A 26,384-nucleotide genomic window follows, 5' to 3' on the forward strand; every position below is an offset into this window, starting at 1 on the left:
TTTAGCAAGATTTTTCTTTCACCGCAAGTACTTAGCGCACATCACAGCAAAAAAATCTTGTTTGCCGATTACTGCAGTTTAATTTCTACGTCTACACCAGCTGGTAAATCCAACTTCATCAGTGCATCAACAGTTTTATCTGTTGGATTAACGATATCCATTAAACGCAAATGTGTGCGAATTTCCATCTGATCACGCGCCATTTTATTAACGTGTGGGGAGCTCAGAATGTCAAAACGCTCAATTTTAGTAGGTAGCGGAACCGGGCCTTTAACAACAGCACCAGTACGCTTAGCCGTATCAACAATTTCCTGCGCCGAACGATCGATCAAAGCGTAGTCAAAAGCTTTCAGACGGATACGAATTTTTTGGTTTTGCATTTTAGTTACCTGGCTTAAACGAGGACTTTGGCAACAACACCAGCACCAACAGTACGACCACCTTCGCGAATCGCGAAGCGCAGACCTTGTTCCATTGCAACTGGAGCGATCAGGGTAACGGTTACTTCAACGTTATCACCTGGCATCACCATTTCTGTACCTGCTGGCAAATCAACCGAACCTGTTACGTCAGTTGTACGGAAGAAGAACTGTGGACGGTAGCCGTTAAAGAATGGAGTGTGACGACCACCTTCATCTTTCGACAGAACGTAAACAGAACCTTCAAACTTTGTGTGCGGTGTAATCGAACCTGGTTTTGCCAGAACTTGACCACGCTGAACATCTTCACGCTTAGTACCACGCAACAATGCACCGATATTATCGCCAGCCTGACCTTGGTCCAGCAGCTTACGGAACATTTCAACACCAGTACATGTAGTCTTAACAGTTGTAGTGATACCAACGATTTCGATTTCTTCACCAACTTTAACTACGCCGCGCTCTACACGACCTGTTACCACAGTACCGCGACCAGAGATCGAGAATACGTCTTCAACTGGCATCAGGAACGCGCCGTCTACAGCACGCTCTGGCAATGGAATGTACGAATCAAGCGCTTCAGCAAGACGGTAGATCGATGGCTCGCCGTGCTCAGATTGGTCACCTTCCAGTGCCAGACGGGCAGAACCCACAACGATAGGAGTATCGTCACCTGGGAAATCATATTTGCTCAGCAGTTCACGAACTTCCATGTCAACCAGCTCAAGCAACTCTGCATCATCAACCAAGTCAGCTTTGTTCAGGTAAACAACGATGTACGGAACACCAACCTGACGAGCCAGCAAGATGTGCTCGCGAGTTTGTGGCATAGGACCATCAGCAGCTGAACAAACCAAGATCGCGCCATCCATCTGCGCAGCACCAGTAATCATGTTCTTGATGTAATCCGCGTGACCCGGGCAGTCAACGTGAGCGTAGTGACGAGTTTCTGTCTCATACTCAACGTGTGAAGTATTAATAGTAATACCACGTGCTTTTTCTTCAGGTGCGCTGTCGATTTGTGAGTAGTCTTTCGCTTCACCACCGAATTTCTTCGACAAGATTGTCGAAATAGCCGCTGTTAGTGTGGTCTTACCATGGTCAACGTGACCAATTGTACCAACGTTAACGTGTGGCTTTGTGCGCGTAAATTTTTCTTTTGCCATTGCTATAGATCCTTTAAATTATTTGATTATTTTTTGTTCGCAATAATCGCGTCAGCCACATGCTTCGGCGCTTCGGAGTAGTGCTTGAATTCCATAGAGTAAGTTGCACGACCCTGCGACATTGAGCGCAAGCGAGTCGAGTAACCAAACATCTCGGAAAGAGGCAACTCTGCCTTAACCATCTTGCCACCAGCAGGATTATCATCCATACCTTGCAAGATACCACGGCGGGACGAGATATCGCCCATGATGTCGCCCATGTACTCTTCTGGTGTTTCGACTTCTACGGCCATCATAGGCTCAAGAATAACGGCACCAGCACGACGCATCGCTTCTTTAAACGCAATCGAACCCGCAAGTTCAAACGCAATTTGTGAAGAGTCAACATCGTGGTACGAACCAAACGTCAGGCGAACCTTAACGTCAACAACCGGGAAGCCTGCCAACACACCAGCTTTCAATGTGTTCTGGATACCCTTGTCCACCGAAGGGATAAATTCACGAGGAATTGTACCACCCTTGATTTCGTCGATGAACGCATAACCATTACCTTCACCCGAAGGCTCTACAGTAATCACGCAGTGACCGTACTGACCCTTACCGCCAGACTGTTTAGCATGCTTACCTTCGATATCGGTAGCGATACGGGTAATTGTTTCGCGGTATGCAACTTGCGGAGCACCCACGTTTGCTTCAACGCCAAACTCACGGCGCATACGGTCAACCAGAATCTCTAAGTGCAGCTCACCCATACCAGACATAATTGTCTGGCCGGTTTCTTCGTCTGTACGTACGCGGAAAGACGGATCTTCCTTAGCAAGACGATTTAGAGCAATACCCATTTTTTCCTGGTCTTGCTTTGTTTTTGGCTCAACAGCAACGTGAATTACTGGCTCTGGGAATATCATGCGTTCCAAGATAATGAAGTCACTTGGTGCACATAATGTTTCACCTGTTGTAACTTCTTTCAAGCCAATCGCAGCAGCGATATCGCCAGCATAAACTTCATCAATTTCCTGACGATCGTTTGCGTGCATTTGCACGATACGGCCGATACGCTCTTTCTTATCCTTAACCGAGTTCAGCACGGTATCGCCAGACTTCACAACACCAGAGTAAACACGGAAGAAGGTCAGCTGACCAACATAAGGATCGCTCATCAGCTTAAATGCCAGCGCCGAGAACGGAGCAGTATCTGAAGCTTCACGAGTAATAGGTTGTTCTTTTTCATCCACGCCAGTAATCGCAGCAACTTCAACCGGTGAAGGCATAAAGTCGATTACAGCGTCGAGCATACGTTGTACGCCCTTGTTCTTGAACGCACTGCCACACAGCATAGGCTGAATTTCGCACGCTAAAGTACGGATGCGCAAACCTTCAATGATTTCAGCTTCGCTCAAATCACCTTCTTCAAGGTATTTGTTCATCATCTCTTCAGATGACTCAGCAGCGGCTTCAACCATGTTTTCACGCCAAGTTTGAGCGATCTCTGCTAATTCAGCAGGGATATCACCATACTCAAACTTCATACCTTGCGATGCTTCATCCCACAAGATGGATTTCATCTTGATCAGATCAACCACGCCGGTAAAGCCATCTTCAGCGCCAACTGGAATTACAACCGGCACTGGATTAGCCTTAAGGCGAATCTTCATCTGCTCTACAACGCGGAAGAAGTTAGCACCTTGACGGTCCATCTTGTTTACGAAAGCAAGACGTGGAACTTTGTATTTATTAGCTTGACGCCATACGGTTTCAGACTGAGGCTGAACACCACCCACAGCGCAATAAACCATGCATGCACCGTCCAGAACGCGCATAGAGCGCTCAACTTCAATAGTGAAGTCAACGTGGCCTGGGGTGTCGATGATGTTAATGCGGTGTTCCGGGTACTGTTGCGCCATGCCTTTCCAGAACGTAGTTGTAGCAGCAGAAGTAATGGTAATACCACGCTCCTGCTCTTGCTCCATCCAGTCCATTGTTGCGGCGCCATCATGCACTTCACCGATCTTGTGGTTTACACCGGTGTAGAACAGAACGCGTTCGGTCGTCGTCGTTTTACCGGCGTCGATGTGAGCAGAAATACCAATATTACGGTAGCGCTCAATAGAAGTCTTACGTGCCACGGGAGATTCCTTATCCGGGTTACGCGATTAGAAGCGGTAGTGAGCGAATGCTTTATTCGCTTCTGCCATACGGTGTACTTCGTCGCGCTTCTTCATCGCGCCACCACGGCCTTCAGCCGCATCGAGGAGTTCGCCTGCCAGACGCAGATCCATCGATTTTTCACCACGTTTACGAGCCGCATCACGAACCCAACGCATCGCCAATGCCAAACGACGGCTAGGACGGACTTCGACTGGTACTTGATAGTTTGCACCACCAACACGACGGCTTTTAACTTCAACCATTGGCTTGGCGTTACCGATTGCAGCGGAGAACACTTCCAGCGGTGATTTGCCAGTTTTTTTCTCGATCTGCACAAGTGCACCGTAAACGATACGCTCTGCAACCGCTTTCTTGCCATCCATCATGACAACGTTCATGAACTTGGTCAGTTCTTGGCTACCGAATTTTGGATCCGGTAAAACGTCACGTTTCGGTACTTCTCTGCGTCTAGGCATAATTCTCTATCCTTAATATTTCATTCAGTCGGGGTTTCCCCCTCGGCCGCCCATCAAGACGACCACTTACTCGACGGCCCGAATGGGTCTCGCCGACCGTCCAGTGGCAATTAAGCCTTAGGACGCTTAGTACCGTACTTGGAGCGCGATTGTTTGCGATCTTTAACGCCGGCGGTATCCAGAGAGCCGCGTACGGTGTGGTAACGCACACCCGGCAAATCCTTAACACGACCGCCGCGGATCAGCACAACGCTGTGTTCCTGCAGGTTATGGCCTTCACCACCAATGTACGAAATAACTTCGAAACCATTAGTTAAGCGAACTTTACAAACTTTACGAAGCGCGGAGTTTGGCTTCTTAGGAGTGGTTGTGTATACACGAGTGCATACGCCACGTTTTTGCGGGCAAGACTCAAGAGCTGGAACCTTGCTCTTTGCTTTTTCCTGCACACGACCTTTACGGACGAGCTGGTTAATCGTTGGCATTGATTACTTCCTTAGGTTAAAAAGCCCTTTTGGGGCACTTGCGTCTTATCATTTCATACAAAGCATTAAACACATTATCAGTCCTGCTTACGCTGACCACCACATGTTTGTTTCTTTGTTTTACTGCGGCACTACTCACAACAACTTCTTTCAAGCAACGGCAAAAAATAAATTTTCACAATAAAATCAAAGCATTAAGCCAATTATCAGTCAGGCTTTTGCCGACCACCACCTGCTTGTTTCTTCTTTTTTAGTGCGAAAAAAAACTTAAATACCGACTGCGCAAAAGAAGTACACAACGCCCAGCTAAGCTGAGCGTTGTGTAAAAGTACAGGATTCTATTGAAATCAAGTGCTTGTCGTCAAGACAAGCTGATGATCGTCAGACCCCAACTTCACCACTTGCAGCGGTTTCAGCCTCTGCAGCTGGTGCAAAAATGTCAGACAACTGATCACTCACCGGAGCCTGACGCTTACGGCTGCGATGGTAAGCTAAACCAGTACCAGCCGGGATCAGACGACCAACGATGACGTTTTCTTTCAGGCCGCGCAAGTCATCAACTTTACCCATGATGGCTGCTTCAGTCAGTACCCGCGTGGTTTCCTGGAAGGAAGCCGCTGAAATAAACGAATCTGTCGACAGAGATGCCTTAGTAATACCTAACAGAACATTATCGTAGCTTGCAGGTAGCTTACCCTCTGCAATCAACTTATCGTTCACAGTAAGTACTTCAGCACGCTCAACTTGCTCGCCCTGGATGAAGGCAGAATCAGCAGAATCTGTGATAACAACACGACGCAACATTTGACGAAGAATTACTTCAATGTGCTTATCGTTAATCTTCACACCCTGCAGACGGTAAACTTCCTGCACTTCTTGTACAACGTAACGTGACAACGCTTCGATACCTTGCAGACGCAAGATGTCGTGCGGATCAATCGCACCGTCAACGATACTTTCACCACGGTTAACAACCTGACCATCGTGAACCAGCACATGTTTTTCTTTCAGAATCAGGTATTCGTGCGGTGCACCTTCCAGATCCGTTAAGACTAAACGCTGTTTACCCTTGGTTTCTTTACCGAAGGAAACTGTACCAGTAATTTCAGCCAGCATACCAGGATCTTTCGGAATACGCGCTTCAAACAACTCAGCTACGCGCGGCAGACCCCCGGTAATATCGCGGGTTTTAGCAGATTCTTGTGGAATACGTGCCAATACATCACCCACACCAACAACCTGACCGTCTTTCACCGTGATAATACAACCCACCTGGAAACCGATCATAACGGTGGTATCAGTACCCGCCATTTTAACTTCGCCACCACGCTCATCCAACAGCTTAACCATTGGACGCACGCCAGTCGCCTTACCGCCTTTACGCTTAGGATCGATAACAACCAGGGTCGAAAGACCGGTCACATCATCGACCTGCTTCATTACGGTAATACCCTCTTCCACATTATCGAACTTCACCTGACCGGCGTATTCCGAAATAATTGGACGAGTGTGCGGATCCCACGTACCCAGTACACCACCGGCTTTGATGCTGTCGCCATCTTTGACTGTCAGCGTTGCACCGTACGGTACTTTGTGACGCTCACGTTCACGACCGTTGTCATCAACAACAATCACTTCAGCAGAGCGCGCAATTACAACCGGATCGCCCTTGGCATTGGTCACGTAGCGCATATTAGGGCTGTACGCGATATTACCGCTGGACTTAGCTTCAACTTGCGTTGCAGCCGCAGCACGAGAAGCCGCACCCCCGATGTGGAAGGTACGCATGGTCAGCTGGGTACCCGGCTCACCAATCGACTGAGCTGCAATAACACCAACAGCTTCACCTGTATTCACAAGGTGACCGCGACCCAGGTCACGGCCATAACACTTAGCGCACAGGCCGTAGCGTGTTTCGCATGAGAGCGGTGTGCGAACTTTAACTTCATCAACACCAAGGTGTTCGATTTCGTCTACTTCGTCTTCACCAAGCAATGTACCCACCGGGAACACTGTTTCATGCGTAACAGGATCGATCACATCAAGCACAACAACGCGACCCAGAATACGGTCACGCAGGGCTTCAATCACATCACCACCCTGTACAACCGCCTTCATGACCACACCGTTCTTGGTGCCGCAATCGTCTTCGATTACAACCAGGTCTTGTGTAACGTCAACCAGACGACGAGTCAGGTAACCGGAGTTCGCTGTTTTCAGCGCCGTATCTGCCAGACCCTTACGTGCACCGTGAGTCGAGATAAAGTACTGAAGAACGGTCAGACCTTCACGGAAGTTAGTGGTAATCGGCGTTTCAATAATCGAACCGTCCGGTTTAGCCATCAGACCACGCATACCGGCCAGCTGGCGAATCTGCGCTGCAGAACCGCGGGCACCGGAATCGGCCATCATAAACACTGAGTTGAACGAATCCTGATCAACTTCTTTGCCTTCGCGGTTAATGACCTTCTCTTTACCGAGCTGATCCATCATCGCCTTGGCAATCTGATCACCGGCACGGCCCCAGATATCCACAACCTTGTTATAACGTTCACCCTGAGTCACCAGACCAGAGCTATACTGATGCTCGATCTCGCGTACTTCAGCGTAGGATTCAGCCAGCAGTTGAACCTTTTTATCCGGCACAACCATATCGTCAACGCAAATCGAGATACCGCCGCGTGTCGAATAGGCAAAACCGGTGTACATCAGCTGGTCAGCAAAAATAACGGTATCTTTCAGACCGCAGCGGCGGAATGAAGCGTTAATCAGCTTACCAATTTCTTTCTTTTTCAGCGCTTTGTCGATATGGCTGAAATCGAGGCCCTTAGGCAGGATTTCAGACAGGATCGCACGGCCAACTGTAGTGCTGCGACGCACCATCTGAGCTTGCCATTCGCCGTCTTCGTCTTTTACCCATTCTTTCAAACGGATATCAACGCGTGTTTGCAGTGTGACTTCCTTGCTCGCATAAGCGCGCATTGCTTCGCTTACGTCGATCAGGTTCATGCCCTCGCCCTTGGCATTGATACGTTCACGAGTCATGTAGTACAGACCCAGCACGATATCCTGCGAAGGAACGATAATTGGCTCGCCGTTAGCTGGCGACAATACGTTGTTTGAAGCCAGCATCAAGGTGCGTGCTTCCATCTGTGCCTCAAGGCTCAGCGGAACGTGAACAGCCATCTGGTCACCGTCGAAGTCGGCATTGAATGCCGCGCAGACGAGTGGGTGCAGTTGAATCGCTTTACCTTCGATCAACACAGGCTCAAACGCTTGAATACCCAAGCGGTGAAGTGTTGGCGCACGGTTCAGAAGAATCGGATGTTCGCGAATCACGTCTTCCAAGATGTCCCAAACTACCGGATCCTGGGCTTCAACCATTTTCTTGGCCGCTTTAATGGTGGTCGCAAGACCAAGCACTTCAAGCTTATGGAAAATAAATGGCTTGAACAGCTCCAGACCCATCAGTTTTGGCAAGCCGCACTGATGCAGACGCAGTGTCGGGCCAACGGTAATCACCGAACGACCAGAATAATCTACGCGCTTACCCAACAAGTTCTGACGGAAACGACCGCCCTTACCCTTGATCATATCGGCCAAGGATTTGAGAGGACGCTTGTTCGCACCCGTCATCGCTTTACCGCGACGGCCGTTATCGAGCAAGGAATCAACCGCTTCCTGCAACATACGTTTTTCATTACGCACGATAATTTCTGGCGCGCGCAATTCTAAAAGACGCTTCAGACGGTTATTGCGGTTAATTACGCGACGATACAGATCATTCAGATCTGAAGTCGCGAAACGACCACCATCCAATGGTACTAAAGGACGTAATTCTGGCGGCAATACAGGCAGAACTTCCAAAACCATCCATTCTGGCTTGATGCCGGAACGCTGGAAAGCTTCCAGCACTTTCAGGCGCTTGGAAATCTTCTTGATTTTGGTTTCAGAGCCGGTGGAGGACAATTCAGCACGCAAGGTGGTGATTTGGTCTTCTACATCCATGCTCTTCAGAAGTTCACGCACCGCTTCCGCACCCATCAGGGCTACGAATTCGTCACCGTACTCTTCAACTTTGTTGAAGTAATCTTCTTCAGTCAGCAATTGGCCACGGGTCAGCGGCGTCATGCCTGGCTCGATCACCACAAAACCTTCGAAGTAAAGTACGCGTTCGATATCACGCAATGGGATATCAAGCACCATACCCAAGCGCGATGGCAGGGATTTCAGGAACCAGATGTGTGCAACCGGGCTGGCCAGCTCGATGTGCCCCATGCGGTCGCGACGAACCTTGGACAGGGTCACTTCCACACCGCACTTCTCGCAGATCACACCACGGTGCTTCAGGCGTTTGTACTTACCGCACAGGCATTCGTAATCTTTGATTGGGCCAAAAATACGCGCGCAAAATAAGCCATCACGTTCTGGCTTAAATGTACGGTAGTTAATGGTTTCCGGCTTTTTTACTTCGCCGAACGACCAAGAGCGGATTTTTTCCGGCGATGCCAGACCGATCTTAATCGCATCAAATTCTTCATTTGCAGCTACTTGCTTGAAGAGTTCGAGTAAGCCTTTCATTCTTTGACTCCAGTGAGGCGTTCGGGGTATGGCGGGCACTGTGCCCGCCATCTACTACCCCACGAATCAATACGTTTCCAGATCGATATCGATACCGAGTGAGCGGATTTCCTTCACAAGCACATTGAAGGATTCCGGCATACCCGCATCAATCCGGTGATCGCCCTTCACGATGTTTTCATACACCTTAGTACGACCATTTACATCATCCGACTTCACAGTCAGCATTTCTTGCAAGGTGTAAGCTGCACCGTATGCTTCCAACGCCCAAACCTCCATCTCCCCGAAGCGCTGACCACCAAACTGAGCTTTACCGCCCAGTGGTTGTTGCGTAACAAGTGAGTAAGGGCCGGTAGAACGAGCATGCATCTTATCGTCAACCAAGTGATGCAGTTTCAGGTAGTGCATAACACCAACTGTTACCTTGCGCTCAAATGGCTCACCGTTACGACCATCAAACAGCTGCATTTGTGTCTTGCTGCTGTTGAAATCCAGTAACTGGGTATGCGGATCTTCGCTTGGGTAAGCTAAGTCCAGCATCTGATAGATTTCAGACTCTTTCGCGCCGTCAAATACCGGGCTTGCAAAAGTCATACCGTTGCGCAGACCGTTGGCCAACTCGATCAGTTCTTCATCAGAGAGACCGTCGATATCTTCGGTCTTACCACTGGTGTTATAGATCTTGTTCAAGTAAGCACGCATATCAACCAGCATGCCGTTACGTTGCTCACGGAGCATCGCATCAATACGCTGACCAATACCCTTAGCTGCCCAACCCAAGTGCATTTCCAGAATCTGACCAATGTTCATACGCGAAGGTACGCCCAATGGGTTCAGAACGATATCTACCGTTTTACCATCTGCCATGTATGGCAAATCTTCGATCGGCAGAATTTTGGAAACCACACCCTTGTTACCGTGACGGCCGGCCATCTTATCGCCAGGTTGTAAACGACGTTTAACCGCCACATACACCTTAACCATTTTGATTACGCCAGGTGGCAATTCGTCACCTTGAGTCAGCTTGCGTTTTTTATCTTCGAAACGCAGGTCAAACTCAGTACGCATCTGACCAATCAGGTCTTTCATGGCTTCCAGCTGGCGGGCAGATTCTTCATCTGCCAGGCGGATATCAAACCAATCAATTTTTGCTGGTAAACCAAGCAAATATTCTTTGGTGATTTCAGCGCCCTTAGCCAGACGCATCGGGCCGCCGTTGGCTACTTTACCCACGATCATACGTTCAATACGTTCAAACAAATCGCTTTGTACAATACGTAACTGATCGTTCAGATCCTGGCGATAGCGACGCAATTGATCATCAATGATGGACTGGGCACGACGATCGCGCTCCACACCTTCACGAGTAAACACTTGCACGTCGATAACGGTCCCCACCATGCCAGACGGCACGCGCAGCGAAGTATCTTTAACGTCGGATGCTTTTTCACCGAAGATGGCACGCAAGAGCTTTTCTTCAGGAGTCAGCTGGGTTTCACCCTTAGGTGTCACCTTACCGCACAATACATCGCCGGCTTCTACTTCAGCACCGATGTAAACCACGCCGGATTCATCCAGACGGCCCAGCATGCGCTCGGACAGATTGGAAATATCACGGGTAATTTCTTCAGCGCCCAGCTTGGTGTCACGCGCCATCACGTTCAGCTCTTCGATGTGAATCGAAGTGTAGCGATCGTTGGCAACCACATCTTCAGAGATCAGAATCGAATCTTCGAAGTTGAAGCCGTTCCACGGCATAAACGCGATGGTCATGTTCTGACCCAGAGCCATTTCGCCCAAGTCAGTTGATGCGCCATCCGCAATCACATCGCCCTTGGCAATAATGCTGCCGCGAACAACGACTGGCTTCTGATTGGTGTTGGTGTTCTGGTTAGAACGGGTAAATTTAATCAGGTTGTAAATATCTACACCTGTTTCACCCGCAATCGCTTCGTCATCGTTTACACGAATAACAACACGCGCTGCATCAACATAATCAACCACACCGCCGCGTAATGCAGTCACTGCAGTACCCGAGTCTGTTGCACATGTGCGCTCAATACCTGTACCTACATACGGTGCTTGCGCACGTAAGCAAGGAACAGCCTGACGCTGCATGTTGGCACCCATCAACGCACGGTTGGCGTCATCGTGTTCCAGGAACGGAATCAGGGAAGCCGCAACCGATACGATCTGGCTAGGCGCCACATCCATGTACTGCACGCGATCTGGCGTAGCCACGATCGTGTCGCCATTAGAACGGCAAGTCACTAACTCGTCGGTCAAACGACCTTCTTCGTCGAACTCGGCATTCGCCTGAGCAACAACGTACTTGCCTTCTTCAATCGCAGACAAGTATTCAATTTCATCAGTAACCTTACAATCGATCACTTTGCGGTAAGGCGTTTCCAGGAAGCCGTAGCTGTTGGTACGCGCATAGCAAGAGAGCGAGTTGATCAGACCAATGTTTGGACCTTCCGGTGTTTCGATCGGGCAAACACGACCGTAATGCGTCGGATGCACGTCACGAACTTCAAAGCCAGCGCGCTCACGAGTCAAACCGCCCGGTCCCAGAGCAGAAACACGACGCTTGTGCGTGATTTCTGACAATGGGTTGGTCTGATCCATAAACTGCGACAACTGGGATGAACCAAAAAATTCTTTGATTGCAGCCGAAACAGGTTTGGCATTAATCAGGTCATGCGGCATCAGGTTGTCTGATTCTGCTTGTGACAAACGCTCTTTAACAGCGCGTTCTACACGAACCAAGCCAGCGCGGAATTGGTTTTCTGCCAACTCACCTACCGAGCGCACACGACGATTACCCAAGTGATCGATATCATCGATATCGCCACGGCCGTTACGCAATTCTAAGAGGATACCGATCACAGCAATGATGTCTTCTGTGCACAGAATACCTGCACCTTCAACACCACGCGGACCCGCTTCTTCGTAGAAACGACGCTGCCAGCCCGGTGCTTTTTCTTCTAAGCGATCCGGATAAGCACGGCGGTTAAACTTCATGCGGCCAACAGCAGACAGATCATAACGCTCAGGGGCAAAAAACAGGCCCTTAAACAGCGCTTCAACGGAATCTTCGGTTGGCGGCTCACCAGGGCGCATCATGCGATAGATTGCAACGCGGGCACCATACTGATCAGCCACATCGTCTGAACGCAGTGTCTGCGACAGGAACGCGCCCTGATCCAGATCATTCACGTACAGCACTTTCACAGACTTCACATCTGCCATATCCAGCTTAACAGCCAGATCTTCGGTCACTTCTTCATTGGCCTTAGCCAGCACTTCGCCGGTAATAGGGTCAACAACGTTGTGCGCCAGAATACGGCCATAGAAGAAGTCCAGTGGCACTGGAATCTTTTGCAAACCAGACGCGTTAATATCGCGAATGGTTTTAGCTGTAATACGCTTATCTTTTTGAACGAGTACTTTGCCGTCATCAGCAACGATGTCGAACTTCGCAACTTCACCCTTCAGGCGTTCTGACACCAGCTCTAAGCACAGGCCATCTTCGTCCATCAGGAAAGTATCGGTATCGAAGAAACCAGCCAGGATTTGTTCCGGGTTGTAACCCAGAGCTTTCAGCAGCGTGGTTACCGGCATCTTGCGGCGACGGTCGATACGGAAGAACAGCAGATCTTTTGGATCGAACTCGAAATCCAGCCAGGAGCCGCGGTACGGAATAATCCGTGCCGAGAACAAGAGCTTGCCTGAAGAATGAGTCTTACCCTTGTCGTGTTCAAAGAACACGCCAGGAGAGCGGTGTAACTGGCTAACAATAACCCGCTCTGTACCGTTGATCACAAAAGAACCGGTACGTGTCATCAATGGCACTTCGCCAAAGTACACATCTTGTTCTTTTACTTCTTTGATCGTTGGCTTAGACGCTTCGCGATCCATGATCACGAGACGTACGCGTGCGCGCAGTGGAGCAGCGAAGGTAATACCACGCTGCTGGCACTCAAGCACATCAAAAGCAGGATCGCCGAGGGAGTAATGCACAAACTCCAATCGAGCGTTTTCGTTATGAGAGACGATAGGGAAAATCGAATTAAACGCTGCCTGTAAACCGATCATCCGGCGTGAATCGGCCGGAACCCCTAGTTGCAGGTATTCGCTATAAGAATCGATCTGTGTTGCGAGCAGGAACGGCACCTCAAGGACGCTCTTCCGTTTCGCAAAACTTTTACGAATGCGTTTTTTCTCAGTGAACGAGTATTTCATACTCATAAACTCTCCATGGAGTGGGGCGCAAAGGACAAACCGCAAACGCCCGCCAACGTGTTTGTGAGCGGTTTCCGGTTTGACAACTGCTTGCAAAGAACACAAGCTGGATTCCGCTAACCGACAAATATCGGGATCAGCTGTAAGCTAAGCAATAGACACAAACGCAAAAGGGCAGGCGGATTCCTCCGCCTGCCTTCACTACATCCTAAAGGATGCTTACTTCATCTCAGCTGTTGCACCAGCTTCAACGAGTTTCTTAACCATAGCTTCTGCATCAGCCTTAGAAATGCCTTCTTTCAGAGACTTAGGAGCGCCGTCAACCAGGTCCTTCGCTTCTTTCAGGCCAAGACCTGTCAGTTCGCGAACGATCTTGATCGTGCCCACTTTGTTAGCGCCAGCGCCAGTCAGAATTACGTCGAATTCTGTTTTTTCTTCAACAGCAGCACCAGCAGCAGCTGGGCCTGCAACTGCAACAGCAGCAGCAGAAACGCCAAACTTTTCTTCGAATGCCTTAACCAGCTCATTCAATTCCATTACGGTTAAAGCAGATACTGCTTCGAGGATATCGTCTTTAGTCAGAGCCATTTATTAATACTCCTGAAAATCTTGTCTGTTTTAATACAACAATCGTGTTTAAGTAATCGTTTATGCGGTTGCTTCTTCGGCTGGGGCTTCTGCAGCCTCCACCGGAGCGGCAACGCCTTCGGACTTCTTCTCTGCCAGCGCGGCAAGGCCACGTGCGAAACCAGCCATCGGTGCTTGCATAACGTACAGCAGCTTGGACAACAGTTCTTCACGGCCTGGAATAGATGCAAGCACTGCTACTTCTGCTGCATTCATTACCTTACCATCATAAGAACCAGCCTTGATCACGATTTTCTCGTCTTTCTTTGAGAATGTGTTCAGGACTTTTGCCGCAGCAACCGGGTCTTCGGAAATACCGTACACCAGCGGGCCAACCATTTGGTCAGCCAGCTCAGCGAACGGAGTTCCTGCAACCGCACGGCGTGCCAGTGTGTTCTTCAGAACACGCAGGTACACACCTGACTCACGCGCTTGTTTGCGCAGTGTAGTCATGCTTGCAACGCCGATACCTCGGTATTCAGCGATAATAACCGTCTGAGCTTTAGCAACTTCTGCTGTAATCTCAGCGACTACCGCCTTTTTGTCTTCAAGATTGAGACTCAAGGTCTACCTCCATTGGTTAGTAGTTCAGTGCGAATAAATCACACCACCCAATCAAACGGCGACCTTTGCTTCAGGAGACTTAAAACAACACCACCTTAAAGGTGATGCCACTAGAGCCTATAGATTCGGGCGCACCGTCTGCGTAGGCTGGCTTTTGGGAGCCGGATTAAGCCACAAGAAATCTTATGGCACCTACGGTCTTTGACAACCTTGGCAATATTCCGCCAAGCCCAAAGTCGACTGAGTCAGCACAAAGGCTGACTCCATTAAATACTTAAGCTACTACCGAAGCGGTTTCAACGCGAACGCCGACACCCATTGTGCTCGATACAGCGATCTTCTTAAGGTATACACCTTTTGAAGAAGCTGGTTTAGCTTTTTGCAGCGCATCAACCAGCGCCAACAAGTTTTCTTTCAGATCAGCAGCTTCGAAAGTTGCGCGACCTAATGTAGCGTGAACGATACCACCTTTATCAGTACGGTATTGAACCTGACCGGCTTTAGCATTTTTAACTGCTTCAGCAACGTTAGGAGTCACAGTACCAACTTTCGGGTTAGGCATCAGGCCGCGTGGGCCCAGAATCTGACCTAACTGACCAACAACGCGCATTGCATCAGGAGAAGCAATAACAACGTCGAAGTCCATATTACCGGCCTTGATCGATTCAGCTAAATCATCAAAACCAACGATTTCTGCACCAGCAGCACGAGCAGCTTCAGCATTTGCACCTTGTGCAAATACAGCTACGCGAACTGACTTACCAGTACCTTTAGGCAATACAACAGCGCCGCGAACCACTTGGTCCGACTTACGTGCGTCAATACCTAAATTTACAGATACATCGATCGATTCGTTGAATTTAGCAGTTGCAGCAGCCTTAACAAGCGCAATGGCTTCATCAATAGCGTACAGCTTGTTAGAGTCAACAGTTGCGTTCAGAGCCTTCAGGCGTTTAGATAGCTTAGCCATTTACACACCCTCCACGGTCAGACCCATCGAACGAGCGGAACCAGCGATAGTACGCACTGCTGCGTCGATATCAGAGCCAGTCAAGTCAGCATTCTTGGTCTTAACGATTTCTTCAAGCTGAGCACGAGTCACAACACCAACTTTGTCAGTATGTGGCTTAGCGCTACCCTTGGTGATACCAGCAGCCTTTTTCAGCAAGATCGTTGCTGGAGGGCTCTTCATCACGAAGGTGAATGATTTGTCTGCAAAAGCAGTAATAACTACAGGAATTGGCAGACCTGGCTCGATACCTTGAGTAGCCGCATTGAATTCCTTGCAGAAATTCATAATATTCAGACCACGTTGACCCAGAGCTGGACCAATCGGTGGCGATGGATTTGCTTTACCAGCTGGCACTTGCAGCTTGATATAGCCAATAATTTTCTTAGCCATTTAAAACTCCTGAATTCGGGTCAAACGCGAGCAAAAACTCGCTCCCCTACCAAAATGCCCTAGGGCATTACACTACACAGGTCAGGTTTTTTCGACCTGTGCAAAATCGACTTCAACTGGCGTTGCGCGACCAAAAATAAGCACAGACACTTTAATCCGGCTCTTGTCGTAATCAACATCAACAACAGTTGCATTGAAATCAGCAAACGGGCCTTCTGTAACACGAAGCTCTTCACCCACTTCAAACAAGATTTTAGGACGAGGTTTTTCAACCCCTTCCTGAACTTGTTGCAACATGGATTTAACTTCACGCTCAGGCAAAGGAGTAGGACGATTACCCACACCACCAATGAAACCACTCACCTTAGCTGTACTCTTCACTAAGTGCCAAGTTTCATCACCCATTTCCATTTCAACAAATACGTAACCCGGGAAGAGTTTCCGTTCGGTCAGCTTACGAGTGCCGGCCTTCACTTCCATCACTTCTTCAACTGGCACCAAGATCTGACCAAACAAGTGCTGCATATCAGCACGTTCAATCCGCTCAATCAGCGCCTTTTGCACACTTTTTTCAAAGCCGGAATAGGCGTGTACCACATACCAACGCATAGACATTCAGATACTCCGCATTCCTGTTTACTTTAGCCACGACCTAAGATCAGATCATAGAACACCCATGTCAGACCGGAGTCTACGCCCCACATAAATAGGGACAACACCCCAACGAACAGGAACACAACGCCCGTCATCTGCCAGGTTTCTTTTCGGGTAGGAAACACAACCTTCTGCGCCTCTTTAATCGAGTCACGCGCGTAATCTACAAACGCGCGACCAGGATTCGAAAACCATAGCACAAAGCCTGCAAGCGCCAGACTAAGCACTACAGGCAATGAGCGAACAATTCCTTGATCGGCCGGAACCAGGTAAAACCCGGTAACGCCCAATGCAACCAACAGCAATGATGCTGCGATCTTGATTTTGTCGATGCTAACCATTTGTCCGATTCGGAAACTTGGATAAAACAGAGCCGTTCCCTATGGAAACGGCTCTGATGTCTAAACCGTGGCAGGCGAGGAGGGTGTCGAACCCCCAACCCCCGGTTTTGGAGACCGGTGCTCTACCAATTGAGCTACTCGCCTACGGGAGGGCAGAACTATAACAATTCAACCCTCTTTTGTAAACCTATTTATTCAATAACTTTTGCAACAACACCAGCACCAACAGTACGGCCACCTTCGCGAATCGCGAAGCGCAGACCCTGCTCCATCGCAACCGGAGCAATCAGACTAACGGTCACTTCAACGTTGTCACCAGGCATCACCATTTCAGTGCCTTCTGGCAAATCAACCGAACCTGTTACGTCAGTTGTACGGAAAAAGAACTGTGGACGGTAGCCGTTAAAGAATGGAGTGTGACGACCACCCTCATCTTTCGACAGAACGTAAACAGAACCCTGAAACTTTGTGTGCGGAGTGATCGAACCTGGCTTTGCCAGAACTTGACCACGCTGAACATCTTCACGTTTGGTACCACGAAGCAATGCACCGATATTATCGCCAGCCTGACCTTGGTCCAGCAGCTTGCGGAACATTTCAACACCAGTACATGTAGTCTTAACCGTTGGCGTAATACCAACGATTTCGATTTCCTCACCAACTTTAACCACACCGCGCTCTACACGACCCGTTACCACAGTACCGCGACCAGAGATCGAGAATACGTCTTCAACCGGCATTAGGAACGCGCCGTCTACAGCACGCTCTGGCAATGGAATGTACGAATCAAGCGCTTCAGCAAGACGGTAGATCGACGGCTCACCGTACTCAGACTGATCACCTTCCAGCGCTAAACGAGCAGAACCAACAACGATCGGCGTATCATCACCAGGGAAATCATACTTACTTAGCAGCTCACGAACTTCCATGTCTACTAATTCAAGCAATTCTGCGTCATCAACCAAGTCAGCTTTGTTCAGGTAAACAACGATGTATGGAACACCAACCTGACGAGCCAGCAAGATGTGCTCACGTGTTTGCGGCATCGGACCATCAGCAGCCGAACAAACCAAGATTGCGCCATCCATCTGCGCAGCACCGGTAATCATGTTCTTGATGTAATCCGCGTGACCCGGGCAATCTACGTGTGCGTAGTGACGAGTTTCTGTTTCATATTCAACGTGCGAGGTATTAATTGTAATACCACGAGCCTTTTCTTCCGGCGCACTGTCAATCTGAGAGTAATCTTTAGCTTCGCCGCCGAATTTCTTCGACAGGATTGTCGAAATTGCCGCTGTCAGCGTAGTCTTACCATGGTCAACGTGACCAATAGTACCAACGTTTACGTGTGGCTTCGTGCGCGTAAATTTTTCTTTTGCCATGATATTTCCTATCTCGAGAACTTGAAAATATACCAAGCGATTGGAGCCGTTGGCGGGAATTGAACCCGCGACCTCTCCCTTACCAAGGGAGTGCTCTACCCCTGAGCTACAACGGCACACTAATCTTTTTTGGAGCGGGTGAAGGGAATCGAACCCTCGTCGTAAGCTTGGAAGGCTTCTGCTCTACCATTGAGCTACACCCGCATTATTTTAATCCAACCTTACAACCTTTACGCAGATTCTTCACTACGCATACAGTATTCTGGTGGGGGGGGAAGGATTCGAACCTTCGAAGGCTAAGCCGCCGGATTTACAGTCCGGACCCGTTGACCGCTGGGGTAACCCCCCCGACAAGAGAAGCGCATTCTAGGCAAGGTTCTTTCTTGCGTCAAGCCCGAAAACAGAACATTTTCAAAATCAATGGTGGAGCGACTTACGAAAACGAGCTAATTCCATTTAAAAACAGGGATTAAGCAAACACAAGCTGGCTGTTTTTTATTTTCATCTTTTAATGCAGCTGATATTTCATACGTCCAATTTGCAAAAAATCACTAAATTGAAGCAGGAAAACGACGTTTTCAACTTTACCCCTCCTCTATTGCTCTAAAACATCACCTTTGCACCTAAAAAAAGCGCTGTTTTCAAGCCAACTAATCTTATATAGCGAAATATAAAAATAAAGCTGTTTTCAAGAAATATTCATAATAAAGGTTGACGACTCATTACAAATGGGCTTTAATAGCGACCTCTCAGCGGCCTGTTAGCTCAGTTGGTAGAGCAGCGGATTGAAAATCCGCGTGTCCTTGGTTCGATTCCGAGACAGGCCACCAAGTTTTTATAAGACCAGATTTTTATAATCTGGTTGGCTTTAAACCGCTTTATGCGGCCCGTTAGCTCAGTTGGTAGAGCAGCGGATTGAAAATCCGCGTGTCCTTGGTTCGATTCCGAGACGGGCCACCAGTTAAAAAAGAACGGCTCCAATGCAAATTGGGGCCGTTTTTCATTCCTGCTTTTAAATAGTTCCCCTCTTTTATTTGTGGTTATTGCCTGTGGCATGCTCCGTGATTACGCTATCATGTTCGCTTCTTGCAATGGCTGTCATTGCGCTGTCTTAAAGCAAAGAGCGAAGTCATAAACCCCCATGTCAAACAGTACAACCCTTTCAGATCAAATGGTTAAGGCCATACGCCGTGATATTTTACTGGGCACTTTTTTACCCGGTGAAAAGCTGCAGATGAATGAATTAAAGCAGCATTATCAGGTTGGTGGCACGCCTATTCGTGAAGCTTTAGTGCAATTGGTCTGGCAGCATTTTGTGGTTATGGAGCCACAAAAAGGGTTTAGGGTTGCGCCCGTCTCTCTGAATGAGTTACGCGATATTCTGGCTACCCGGCGGGCTATCGCAGGCCTTGCGCTGGAAAAAGCCATGCAACGTGGCAGTGAAGAATGGGAGCTGAGCATTATTACAACCTTCCACCGCATGGAGCGTATTCAGTTAGATCAGCCAGGCGTCGATTACGAAGAATGGGGCGAGCGCCATATGGATTTTCATATGGCCCTCATCAAGGCGTGCAACTCGCCAATGATGCTTTCTACTTTAGAAAACATTTATAACCAGCTGGAACGCTATCGCCATATCTGGCTCAATGTTGAATTAGACGAGGTCACGCGTTATCACGATCACGGGGAACACAAAGCAATCATGGATGCCGTGCTTGCCAGAGACTTGCAAAAAGCATTGGTTCTAATAGAAGCACACTACCAGCACGTGATTGATTTAGCAGAGACTTTAAGCCCGGAAAAGTTTTCGGAGCGCGTTAAACACAGCCCATCCAGCGTTTAAGCGTTAGTACACACGCTCTTTGTCTACACAAAATATGAAGATTAGAAATGAGAAAGATTGCTTTATGCCTGGCTTTATTTTTGTCTGCCTGTGGCTCATCTGAAGTAGATGACGCCAGCGCCATCATTAAACAGACGCTTAAAAAACCTGAGAGCTTCACACTCAAAGCAGGTGACGTCATCTGGCAAGGTAAGCTGAGGGGCAAACAAACCGCGTTTATCGTTAAAGTTAAATACACAGCAATGAATGGATTTAACGATGTTATAGACGAGTGCAAATATGTGTCGTTTTACACAGAAGACGGCAGCAATCACTGGCAGGAAAACGGCGGGCTGGAGAACTGTATTTCGGCGGGCGGCAAGGAAGAAGAAAACGCTTTGGTCATGCTCAGGAAAATCAATTCATTCAATTAAACATCAGCGCCAGAAGCTTCCCGCCACAGGAAGCTTCTGCTTAAGACTGATTACTCAGAGCTTTATGGCCTGCAGTGCGTGGCGTGGCTTTGTGTACTCCTGCCTTGCGTCAACCACGGCCAGCTCGTAACGCGACTGGCTGCCGGTTTCCAGCAGCACGCCATACACCGCTGCCGTAGTGTGCTCCAGTGCCGCCGCAATCGTTTTACCAGCCAGCAGGCTGGCTAAAAACAACGCCGAAGTCATATCCCCTACCCCAACCGGCTCTTTATCAAAAGCAAGTATCGGGCGGCGAATCAGCCAGGCTTCATCGTTGCTGAGCGCCAGCATTTCAAAGCTGGCTGGATCCTTGCTCTGATAATGCAGATGTTTAATCAGGATGGTTTGTGGCCCTCTGGCCAGCACCTCGTGGCAAGCCGCCACAATCTCGGGCAGGCTGCTTAATGAGCGGCCTACGATCATTTCAAGCTCAAGCTGATTAGGCGACACAATATTTGCTGCTGGAATCGCTTTTTCGATCAGAAACTCCGCCACACCGGGCGCCACAATGCAGCCTTTAAGCGGATGGCCCATCACGGGATCACAGTGATAAATCGCCAGTGGGTTGGCCGCCCTCACCATTTGCAAAGCAGCCAGAATATGCTCGCCCTGAGCCGCGCTGCCAATATAGCCGGACAATACCGCATTGCACTGAGCCAGCTGCCCGGTTTGGGCAATGCCTGCTGTCAGCTCGCTGATCTGCGCCTCTGGCATCACCATGCCTGCCCAATGTCCGTATTGCGTATGATTAGAAAACTGCACGGTATGTAATGGCCAGACATTCGCCCCCATGCATTGCATAGGAAACACCGCAGCACTATTTCCTGCATGGCCAAATACCACATGTGATTGAATAGATAAAATATTCATATGAGATCCAATAGTGAAATAGCTGCATAAAAAAATCACCACTTCCGGGCTTAGTGAAAGTGATGATTTAATGGGCCAGTCAGCAGTAACACAGAATTAAACCTGCATTACCCCCTGCCCGGCACGGACCTTCTGAAAACGATTACTTCCAGATAATCAGGCAATGATTCTTTTTACCACGTCTCAGCAAAGTGTAACGGCTGAAACGGTGATCAACCATGCCCATATGGTAAGTAAGATCGTTGATCTTCTGGCCGTTAATACTCACCGCACCGCTTTCAATAAAGCCACGCGCCTGGCTTTTTGAGCTGGCTAATTCAGATTGAACCAGCGCATCGACAAGGCTGGTTTCGGTATAGCCCAGCTCAATATGATGTACGCCATCCAGCGCTAATTGCTGGAAATCACTATCGGTTAAAGCACTTTGATCTTCTGCAAACAGATTCTGGCTGATGCGCTTTGCCGCTTCCAAAGCCTCCTTACCATGCACCAGCTCTGTTGCATGTTCGGCCAGGATACGCTGCGCTGTTGGCGCTGCGCCGCTGGCACGATCTGCCGCTTCAATCACATCGATTTCGGCCAAAGTCATAAAGGTAAAGTACTTCATAAAGCGGTATACATCGTCATCCGATGTGGTCAGCCAGAACTGGTAAAACTTATAAGGCGAGCACTTGCTTGGATCCAGCCAGATCGCATTGCCTTCGCTCTTACCAAACTTAGTGCCATCCGATTTAGTGATCAGCGGCATGGTAATACCAAACACCTGCTGCTGATTCATACGGCGGGTCAGATCAACTCCTGCCGTGATATTGCCCCACTGATCCGAGCCGCCCAATTGCAGCTGGCAATCATGGCTTTTATTTAATACCGCAAAGTCATAACTTTGCAGCAGGCTGTAGGCGAACTCGGTAAATGAAATACCCACTTCATCACGGTTCAGCCTTTGCTTCACCGATTCTTTATTAATCATGGCATTCACTGAGAAATGCTTGCCGATATCGCGCAAGAAGCTCAGCACATCCATGCCCGCAAACCAGTCGTTGTTATTCACCATGGCTGCACTATTGGCACCACAGTCAAAATCTAAGAATGGCGAGACTTGCTTGCGAATTTTTTCTACCCAGCCTGCCACCACATCAGGGGTATTGAGTGAGCGCTCAGTCGCTTTAAAACTAGGATCGCCAATCATACCGGTCGCGCCGCCCACCAAAGCCAAGGGGCGATGGCCTGCCATTTGAAAACGCTTTAAAGCCAATAATGGAACAAGGTGGCCCAGATGCAGGCTGTCTGCCGTTGGATCAAAACCACAATAGAGCGTAACGGATTTCTGCGCGAGGATGGCATCGAGCGCCGCAGCGTCAGTTACTTGCGCAATCAGCCCACGCTCTTGCAGCTGGCTGATTAAATTTGATTCTTTCATTACGATCTCCTAGCAAATCGGTAATAAATTCTGCATTTTCATAATTTGGAAAACGATAATGCACCCGCCCATCATCGTTACGGTACAAAACGAGCAGGTATTGCACGGAACGCGCCAGCCAGCCTGATAGCTTTCCCGTGCGCGTAATTTATAAAGCGCCAGAGCGGGAAATAAAATCGCCAGAATCGATAAGAAAATAGCGGCGGCCCCAAGGGCTAAAACAAAACCTTCCGGGTAAATCCACGCAAAAACAAAGGGGGGAAGATAAGTGGCCAGCGCTGTAATTAAGCGATCATGCTTAGAATCTTTCCAGCCAATGCTGCTTGCCACCGAATCAAACAATCCTAAGGACACACATAAATAGGAGGTAAATAACGCGATCGATGAAAACAAGCTAATCAGGCTGGGTATCCAATGATTACTGGTACTGGCATGAATATAATCAAGAAACATTCCCACCGAGCCCTGGTTTTCTGCAAGGGTCAGAAAGCTATTCTCCCCTATTCTGGGCACAAGGCCGAGACTGCAATATTCCCAAATCGCGTAAACTAGGAGCGGAATTAAGCCACCAAGGATAAAGATATTACGTAGCGTTTGCGGCTTATCACGGCCAATATATTTCACCATGCTGGGAATGCTGCCATGAAAACCAAATGCCGTAATAAACACCGGAAATGCAGCATAGATATAGCGGCTGGAATCTTGCGCGCTATTTAAATTACCCTGATTAACATAGGGCTGAATGGTGATGGCCATTGCAAAGAAGATAAAAACATTCAAACTGAATAAAACACGATTAACACGGTCCACGGCTCCGGTGCTCATATAAACAATAGAGCCAATCAGCAGGGTAAAGATCGCCGCAACCACGGCAGAAGGAACGTCTATTCCCAAATACTGTTTAATATTTGAGGTATAGGACGAAGCCGCACCAGAGATATAAGCGCCAGAAAGCGCATATAAAAGCAGTAACAAGGATGCGTTGATAATCCACAAACCTTTGTTGCCAAACAAACTTTGTGCCATTACATCAAAACCGCTGCCTGCCGGAAAAGCCAGCGAGACTTCCAATAGCATCAGCGCGGTATAGGTCATCAGCAGCCAGATACAAACGAGCGCAAGACTGGCACAGGTGTAGCCCATTCCTGAGGAAACCAGGGGCAAAGCCAGCATTCCTGCTCCCAGCATGGTGCCGGAAATCAGCAAAGTAGCGCCCACCGCTTTGTAGTTAATCGCAAACATAGCCCAACCTTTTAATCATCCCGCACAAACAGGCGGATTGATCTGATAATTAACTTGAATAGAAACATTGATCTCTTCGATGGCAAAAAACCCACCTCAGCTGAGGCGGGTTTCTTTGCATTAAGCAGCTTTTAATTGATTGGCTTCTTTGGCTTCCATATCGATGATATGGCCTAGTTTTTCTGCAAAAATGGCACGCAGATTTGTCCAATAGTCTTCAAAGCCTTGTGGATCACGCAGGAAGTGAGTCATCACGGCAGCGCGCAAGATATACACGCTGCGAGTTTTGTCCCATTCTTTACGGCTAAAGCCACGGCTTTCAGCGTAAATCCACGGTGTGTCGCCGTATTCATCGAATGCCAGCGAGGTAGATGACGTCAGGAAATCGTTGCTATAGGTGCGGCCCGATGAGTAAGAGCACACTTCGTACATGCGTTGATTCAGGCGGTTATGGTCTTCCAGGCTTGGATTGCCGATTTCCTTAAAGGTGAAGTTCACCATATGGAAATCCGGGTGCATCAATGGGCGCAATTCAAAGCGACGATTACCCACCACGATTGGTTTTGCCATCGATAACTTTTGTGCAAACCAATCGGCAGTCACAATACCGCGGCCAATGACCTTGCCGTAGCCTGAGATATTCAGCGGTACTAAGCGATGCGCCGCCCATACTGCCGCAGCCGTTGCACCGGCTTTAGAGCCTTCCATAATGGATGAGCCCAGCACCACATTTTGTTCTTCACCCGCATCATCGGCTTCTTCAAATACATAGGCCGCGTGGTAGGAGATCAGATCAACAATACGCTTGTCTTTCATACATACCGCACCGGCAGCGTATTGAATAAAGCCTGCTTTGTGCGGGTCCACCGTAATCGAATCGGCTTCAGACATGGCTTTAAAGCCTTCATACACCGCACGCTTAGGCCAAGTTACGCCTTCAGGGATAATATCTTCGGCGCGATAACGGGCAACGAGTGCATCGTATTCCATGAATTTGCTGTTTTCATCAAGGAACATCGAGCGTACATAACCACCGTAAGCTGCATCAACGTGTACATAAAAAGACACGCCGTATTTTTCTTCACATTCACGGCGCAGCTTGATCACTTCATCCACATGATCAATCGAGCCTTCTTCGGTTGTGCCCACTACAGCCACCATACCGAGGACAGGTGTACCTTCTTCGATCAATTTAAAGGTAATGGCACGCATTGTTTCAACGTCGGTGCGGTAGTTTTCATCCACGGGCAGCGGAACAATATGCTCCTGACCAATCCCCATCACATCCATGGCTTTCATCCATGAATAATGCTTAGACATTGGCACCAGGAATTTACCTAGCTGGCCTTGTTTAACCCCCACACCACGTACAGTCAGCGCACGCACTTCTTCGAACAGACCCCGTTTTTTCAGCTCATCGGACAAATCCAGAATGGCTGTTGGTGACATATTCAGTAATTGCTTTTCGCTCATGCCAGCCACTAAATCTTTGGCTTTTTCATGCTGAGCAATCGCTAAAGGCAAAGATTTCAGATTGCGGGCAACCCAAACGCCTTCGTAGTTAGCAACCGTACCGCCAGAAGTAATGTGGCCCCATGATTTTTGTACGTCGTAACCAAACATCGCACACAGATCACGGCCCGCTTCTAACTCAAGCTCGGTGGTCGTAGGCGACGCTTCATGCGCACAATTGTTTGGGTTGTAAAGCATGGTCATTACATAGGCGATATTGGAAACCATCAAAGTATCGGCATTCATATGGCCCAAATAACGCGGCGAGAACCAAGGCACTGAAGTGGTTTTCAGCTTGGAAGACAGCTGACGCAAAATGCCTTCGGTGCGATAAAGCGTATTACGGAAATCAGGCTGATGCTGATCCATAGGAGACAATAAAGGAGCGTCTTCCGGGTGAAAATCCGCACGCCAGTGGATATGCTCATCCACCGCGTAATCAACCATTTCTTTAAAAAATTCACGATTTTCTGATTTTGGGCCCAGAAACAGCGCATCAACATTCATTGTGGTTTTAAACATTTTGAACTCCTGATTAATTAATTTTGAGCCGGC

Annotated in this window: 20 protein-coding genes and 6 tRNA genes; 4 read left to right on the forward strand and 22 right to left on the reverse strand. The window is 48.7% G+C overall.

Annotation, left to right across the window (positions count from 1 at the left end; all coding sequences use genetic code 11):
- Positions 1-68: 68 nt before the first annotated feature.
- The 18 genes from rpsJ to CSQ88_RS02330 form a co-directional block, all read right to left on the reverse strand.
- Positions 69-380 (reverse strand): 30S ribosomal protein S10, encoded by a 312-nt coding sequence (gene rpsJ / locus CSQ88_RS02245; RefSeq protein ID WP_046351554.1) that lies wholly within the window; start codon positions 378-380, stop codon positions 69-71.
- 14 nt (positions 381-394) lie between these two features.
- Positions 395-1,585 carry an elongation factor Tu gene (gene tuf / locus CSQ88_RS02250; protein WP_099396487.1) on the reverse strand — a complete coding sequence of 397 codons (1,191 nt, stop codon included), beginning with the start codon at positions 1,583-1,585 and terminating at the stop codon, positions 395-397.
- A 26-nt stretch (positions 1,586-1,611) separates the two neighbouring features.
- The gene (fusA, locus tag CSQ88_RS02255) at positions 1,612-3,711 is read right to left on the reverse strand and encodes an elongation factor G (protein WP_099396488.1); all 2,100 of its coding nucleotides are present in this window, start codon (positions 3,709-3,711) and stop codon (positions 1,612-1,614) included.
- Positions 3,712-3,738: 27 nt separating this feature from the next.
- Positions 3,739-4,209 carry a 30S ribosomal protein S7 gene (rpsG, locus tag CSQ88_RS02260; RefSeq protein ID WP_046351551.1) on the reverse strand — a complete coding sequence of 157 codons (471 nt, stop codon included), beginning with the start codon at positions 4,207-4,209 and terminating at the stop codon, positions 3,739-3,741.
- Positions 4,210-4,319: 110 nt separating this feature from the next.
- Positions 4,320-4,694: a 30S ribosomal protein S12 gene (rpsL, locus tag CSQ88_RS02265; RefSeq protein ID WP_099396489.1), complete on the reverse strand. Its 375-nt coding sequence runs from the start codon at positions 4,692-4,694 to the stop codon at positions 4,320-4,322.
- A 381-nt stretch (positions 4,695-5,075) separates the two neighbouring features.
- A complete protein-coding gene (gene rpoC, locus CSQ88_RS02270) occupies positions 5,076-9,275 on the reverse strand; it encodes a DNA-directed RNA polymerase subunit beta' (protein WP_099396490.1) in 4,200 nt (1,399 codons plus the stop codon).
- A gap of 66 nt (positions 9,276-9,341) precedes the next feature.
- Positions 9,342-13,520 carry a DNA-directed RNA polymerase subunit beta gene (gene rpoB, locus CSQ88_RS02275; RefSeq protein ID WP_099396539.1) on the reverse strand — a complete coding sequence of 1,393 codons (4,179 nt, stop codon included), beginning with the start codon at positions 13,518-13,520 and terminating at the stop codon, positions 9,342-9,344.
- A 219-nt stretch (positions 13,521-13,739) separates the two neighbouring features.
- Positions 13,740-14,108 (reverse strand): 50S ribosomal protein L7/L12, encoded by a 369-nt coding sequence (gene rplL / locus CSQ88_RS02280; protein ID WP_046351548.1) that lies wholly within the window; start codon positions 14,106-14,108, stop codon positions 13,740-13,742.
- A 60-nt stretch (positions 14,109-14,168) separates the two neighbouring features.
- Positions 14,169-14,711 carry a 50S ribosomal protein L10 gene (gene rplJ / locus CSQ88_RS02285; protein ID WP_099396491.1) on the reverse strand — a complete coding sequence of 181 codons (543 nt, stop codon included), beginning with the start codon at positions 14,709-14,711 and terminating at the stop codon, positions 14,169-14,171.
- 274 nt (positions 14,712-14,985) lie between these two features.
- On the reverse strand, positions 14,986-15,681 hold the full coding sequence (gene rplA, locus CSQ88_RS02290; RefSeq protein ID WP_099396492.1) for a 50S ribosomal protein L1: 696 nt from the start codon (positions 15,679-15,681) through the stop codon (positions 14,986-14,988).
- Positions 15,682-16,113 (reverse strand): 50S ribosomal protein L11, encoded by a 432-nt coding sequence (gene rplK, locus CSQ88_RS02295; RefSeq protein WP_046351545.1) that lies wholly within the window; start codon positions 16,111-16,113, stop codon positions 15,682-15,684. It abuts the gene before it with no gap.
- 81 nt (positions 16,114-16,194) lie between these two features.
- Complete coding sequence (gene nusG / locus CSQ88_RS02300; protein WP_046351544.1) at positions 16,195-16,728, reverse strand: transcription termination/antitermination protein NusG; 534 nt, start codon at positions 16,726-16,728, stop codon at positions 16,195-16,197.
- Positions 16,729-16,754: 26 nt separating this feature from the next.
- On the reverse strand, positions 16,755-17,108 hold the full coding sequence (gene secE / locus CSQ88_RS02305) for a preprotein translocase subunit SecE (RefSeq protein WP_099396493.1): 354 nt from the start codon (positions 17,106-17,108) through the stop codon (positions 16,755-16,757).
- Positions 17,109-17,176: 68 nt separating this feature from the next.
- A tRNA-Trp gene (locus CSQ88_RS02310) sits at positions 17,177-17,252 on the reverse strand.
- A gap of 47 nt (positions 17,253-17,299) precedes the next feature.
- Positions 17,300-18,490 carry an elongation factor Tu gene (gene tuf / locus CSQ88_RS02315; RefSeq protein WP_099396494.1) on the reverse strand — a complete coding sequence of 397 codons (1,191 nt, stop codon included), beginning with the start codon at positions 18,488-18,490 and terminating at the stop codon, positions 17,300-17,302.
- Positions 18,491-18,531: 41 nt separating this feature from the next.
- Positions 18,532-18,606, reverse strand: a tRNA-Thr gene (locus tag CSQ88_RS02320).
- 14 nt (positions 18,607-18,620) lie between these two features.
- A tRNA-Gly gene (locus tag CSQ88_RS02325) sits at positions 18,621-18,694 on the reverse strand.
- Positions 18,695-18,753: 59 nt separating this feature from the next.
- Positions 18,754-18,839 (reverse strand) — tRNA-Tyr (locus CSQ88_RS02330).
- Positions 18,840-19,244: 405 nt separating this feature from the next.
- Between CSQ88_RS02330 and CSQ88_RS02335 the strand changes: the two genes are divergently transcribed.
- The 4 genes from CSQ88_RS02335 to CSQ88_RS02350 all read left to right on the forward strand — a co-directional run bounded on the left by CSQ88_RS02335 (position 19,245) and on the right by CSQ88_RS02350 (position 20,746).
- Positions 19,245-19,320: transfer RNA gene (locus CSQ88_RS02335), tRNA-Phe, on the forward strand.
- Between the two features lie 54 nt (positions 19,321-19,374).
- Positions 19,375-19,450 (forward strand) — tRNA-Phe (locus tag CSQ88_RS02340).
- A 181-nt stretch (positions 19,451-19,631) separates the two neighbouring features.
- On the forward strand, positions 19,632-20,333 hold the full coding sequence (locus tag CSQ88_RS02345) for a GntR family transcriptional regulator (RefSeq protein WP_099396495.1): 702 nt from the start codon (positions 19,632-19,634) through the stop codon (positions 20,331-20,333).
- A gap of 47 nt (positions 20,334-20,380) precedes the next feature.
- Entirely contained in the window at positions 20,381-20,746 is a 366-nt protein-coding gene (locus CSQ88_RS02350; RefSeq protein WP_099396496.1) for a hypothetical protein, read from the forward strand.
- A 54-nt stretch (positions 20,747-20,800) separates the two neighbouring features.
- Here the strand turns inward: CSQ88_RS02350 and pdxY are convergent, their stop codons facing one another.
- The 4 genes from pdxY to CSQ88_RS02370 all read right to left on the reverse strand — a co-directional run bounded on the left by pdxY (position 20,801) and on the right by CSQ88_RS02370 (position 26,351).
- Entirely contained in the window at positions 20,801-21,655 is an 855-nt protein-coding gene (gene pdxY / locus CSQ88_RS02355) for a pyridoxal kinase PdxY (protein ID WP_099396497.1), read from the reverse strand.
- 142 nt (positions 21,656-21,797) lie between these two features.
- Positions 21,798-23,075, reverse strand: coding sequence for a tyrosine--tRNA ligase (tyrS, locus tag CSQ88_RS02360; protein ID WP_099396498.1), 1,278 nt, complete (start codon positions 23,073-23,075; stop codon positions 21,798-21,800).
- Positions 23,076-23,084: 9 nt separating this feature from the next.
- Positions 23,085-24,317 (reverse strand): amino acid permease, encoded by a 1,233-nt coding sequence (locus CSQ88_RS02365; protein WP_218962979.1) that lies wholly within the window; start codon positions 24,315-24,317, stop codon positions 23,085-23,087.
- A gap of 120 nt (positions 24,318-24,437) precedes the next feature.
- The gene (locus CSQ88_RS02370; protein ID WP_099396499.1) at positions 24,438-26,351 is read right to left on the reverse strand and encodes a pyridoxal-dependent decarboxylase; all 1,914 of its coding nucleotides are present in this window, start codon (positions 26,349-26,351) and stop codon (positions 24,438-24,440) included.
- Positions 26,352-26,384 lie beyond the last annotated feature (33 nt).

The organism is Iodobacter sp. BJB302 (assembly GCF_002735645.1).
Taxonomy (GTDB): domain Bacteria; phylum Pseudomonadota; class Gammaproteobacteria; order Burkholderiales; family Chitinibacteraceae; genus Iodobacter.

What these genes read in the sequence shown, in the direction of transcription:
- rpoC (WP_099396490.1), bottom strand. Translation starts at nt 9,275, where the DNA reads ATGAAAGGCTTACTCGAACTCTTCAAGCAAGTAGCTGCAAATGAAGAA.
- CSQ88_RS02345 (WP_099396495.1), top strand. Translation starts at nt 19,632, where the DNA reads ATGTCAAACAGTACAACCCTTTCAGATCAAATGGTTAAGGCCATACGC.
- rplA (WP_099396492.1), bottom strand. Translation starts at nt 15,681, where the DNA reads ATGGCTAAGCTATCTAAACGCCTGAAGGCTCTGAACGCAACTGTTGAC.
- pdxY (WP_099396497.1), bottom strand. Translation starts at nt 21,655, where the DNA reads ATGAATATTTTATCTATTCAATCACATGTGGTATTTGGCCATGCAGGA.
- tyrS (WP_099396498.1), bottom strand. Translation starts at nt 23,075, where the DNA reads ATGAAAGAATCAAATTTAATCAGCCAGCTGCAAGAGCGTGGGCTGATT.
- tuf (WP_099396494.1), bottom strand. Translation starts at nt 18,490, where the DNA reads ATGGCAAAAGAAAAATTTACGCGCACGAAGCCACACGTAAACGTTGGT.
- secE (WP_099396493.1), bottom strand. Translation starts at nt 17,108, where the DNA reads ATGGTTAGCATCGACAAAATCAAGATCGCAGCATCATTGCTGTTGGTT.
- rpsG (WP_046351551.1), bottom strand. Translation starts at nt 4,209, where the DNA reads ATGCCTAGACGCAGAGAAGTACCGAAACGTGACGTTTTACCGGATCCA.
- rpsL (WP_099396489.1), bottom strand. Translation starts at nt 4,694, where the DNA reads ATGCCAACGATTAACCAGCTCGTCCGTAAAGGTCGTGTGCAGGAAAAA.
- rpsJ (WP_046351554.1), bottom strand. Translation starts at nt 380, where the DNA reads ATGCAAAACCAAAAAATTCGTATCCGTCTGAAAGCTTTTGACTACGCT.
- rplL (WP_046351548.1), bottom strand. Translation starts at nt 14,108, where the DNA reads ATGGCTCTGACTAAAGACGATATCCTCGAAGCAGTATCTGCTTTAACC.
- CSQ88_RS02370 (WP_099396499.1), bottom strand. Translation starts at nt 26,351, where the DNA reads ATGTTTAAAACCACAATGAATGTTGATGCGCTGTTTCTGGGCCCAAAA.
- nusG (WP_046351544.1), bottom strand. Translation starts at nt 16,728, where the DNA reads ATGTCTATGCGTTGGTATGTGGTACACGCCTATTCCGGCTTTGAAAAA.
- CSQ88_RS02365 (WP_218962979.1), bottom strand. Translation starts at nt 24,317, where the DNA reads ATGTTTGCGATTAACTACAAAGCGGTGGGCGCTACTTTGCTGATTTCC.
- rplK (WP_046351545.1), bottom strand. Translation starts at nt 16,113, where the DNA reads ATGGCTAAGAAAATTATTGGCTATATCAAGCTGCAAGTGCCAGCTGGT.
- CSQ88_RS02350 (WP_099396496.1), top strand. Translation starts at nt 20,381, where the DNA reads ATGAGAAAGATTGCTTTATGCCTGGCTTTATTTTTGTCTGCCTGTGGC.
- tuf (WP_099396487.1), bottom strand. Translation starts at nt 1,585, where the DNA reads ATGGCAAAAGAAAAATTTACGCGCACAAAGCCACACGTTAACGTTGGT.
- rpoB (WP_099396539.1), bottom strand. Translation starts at nt 13,520, where the DNA reads ATGAAATACTCGTTCACTGAGAAAAAACGCATTCGTAAAAGTTTTGCG.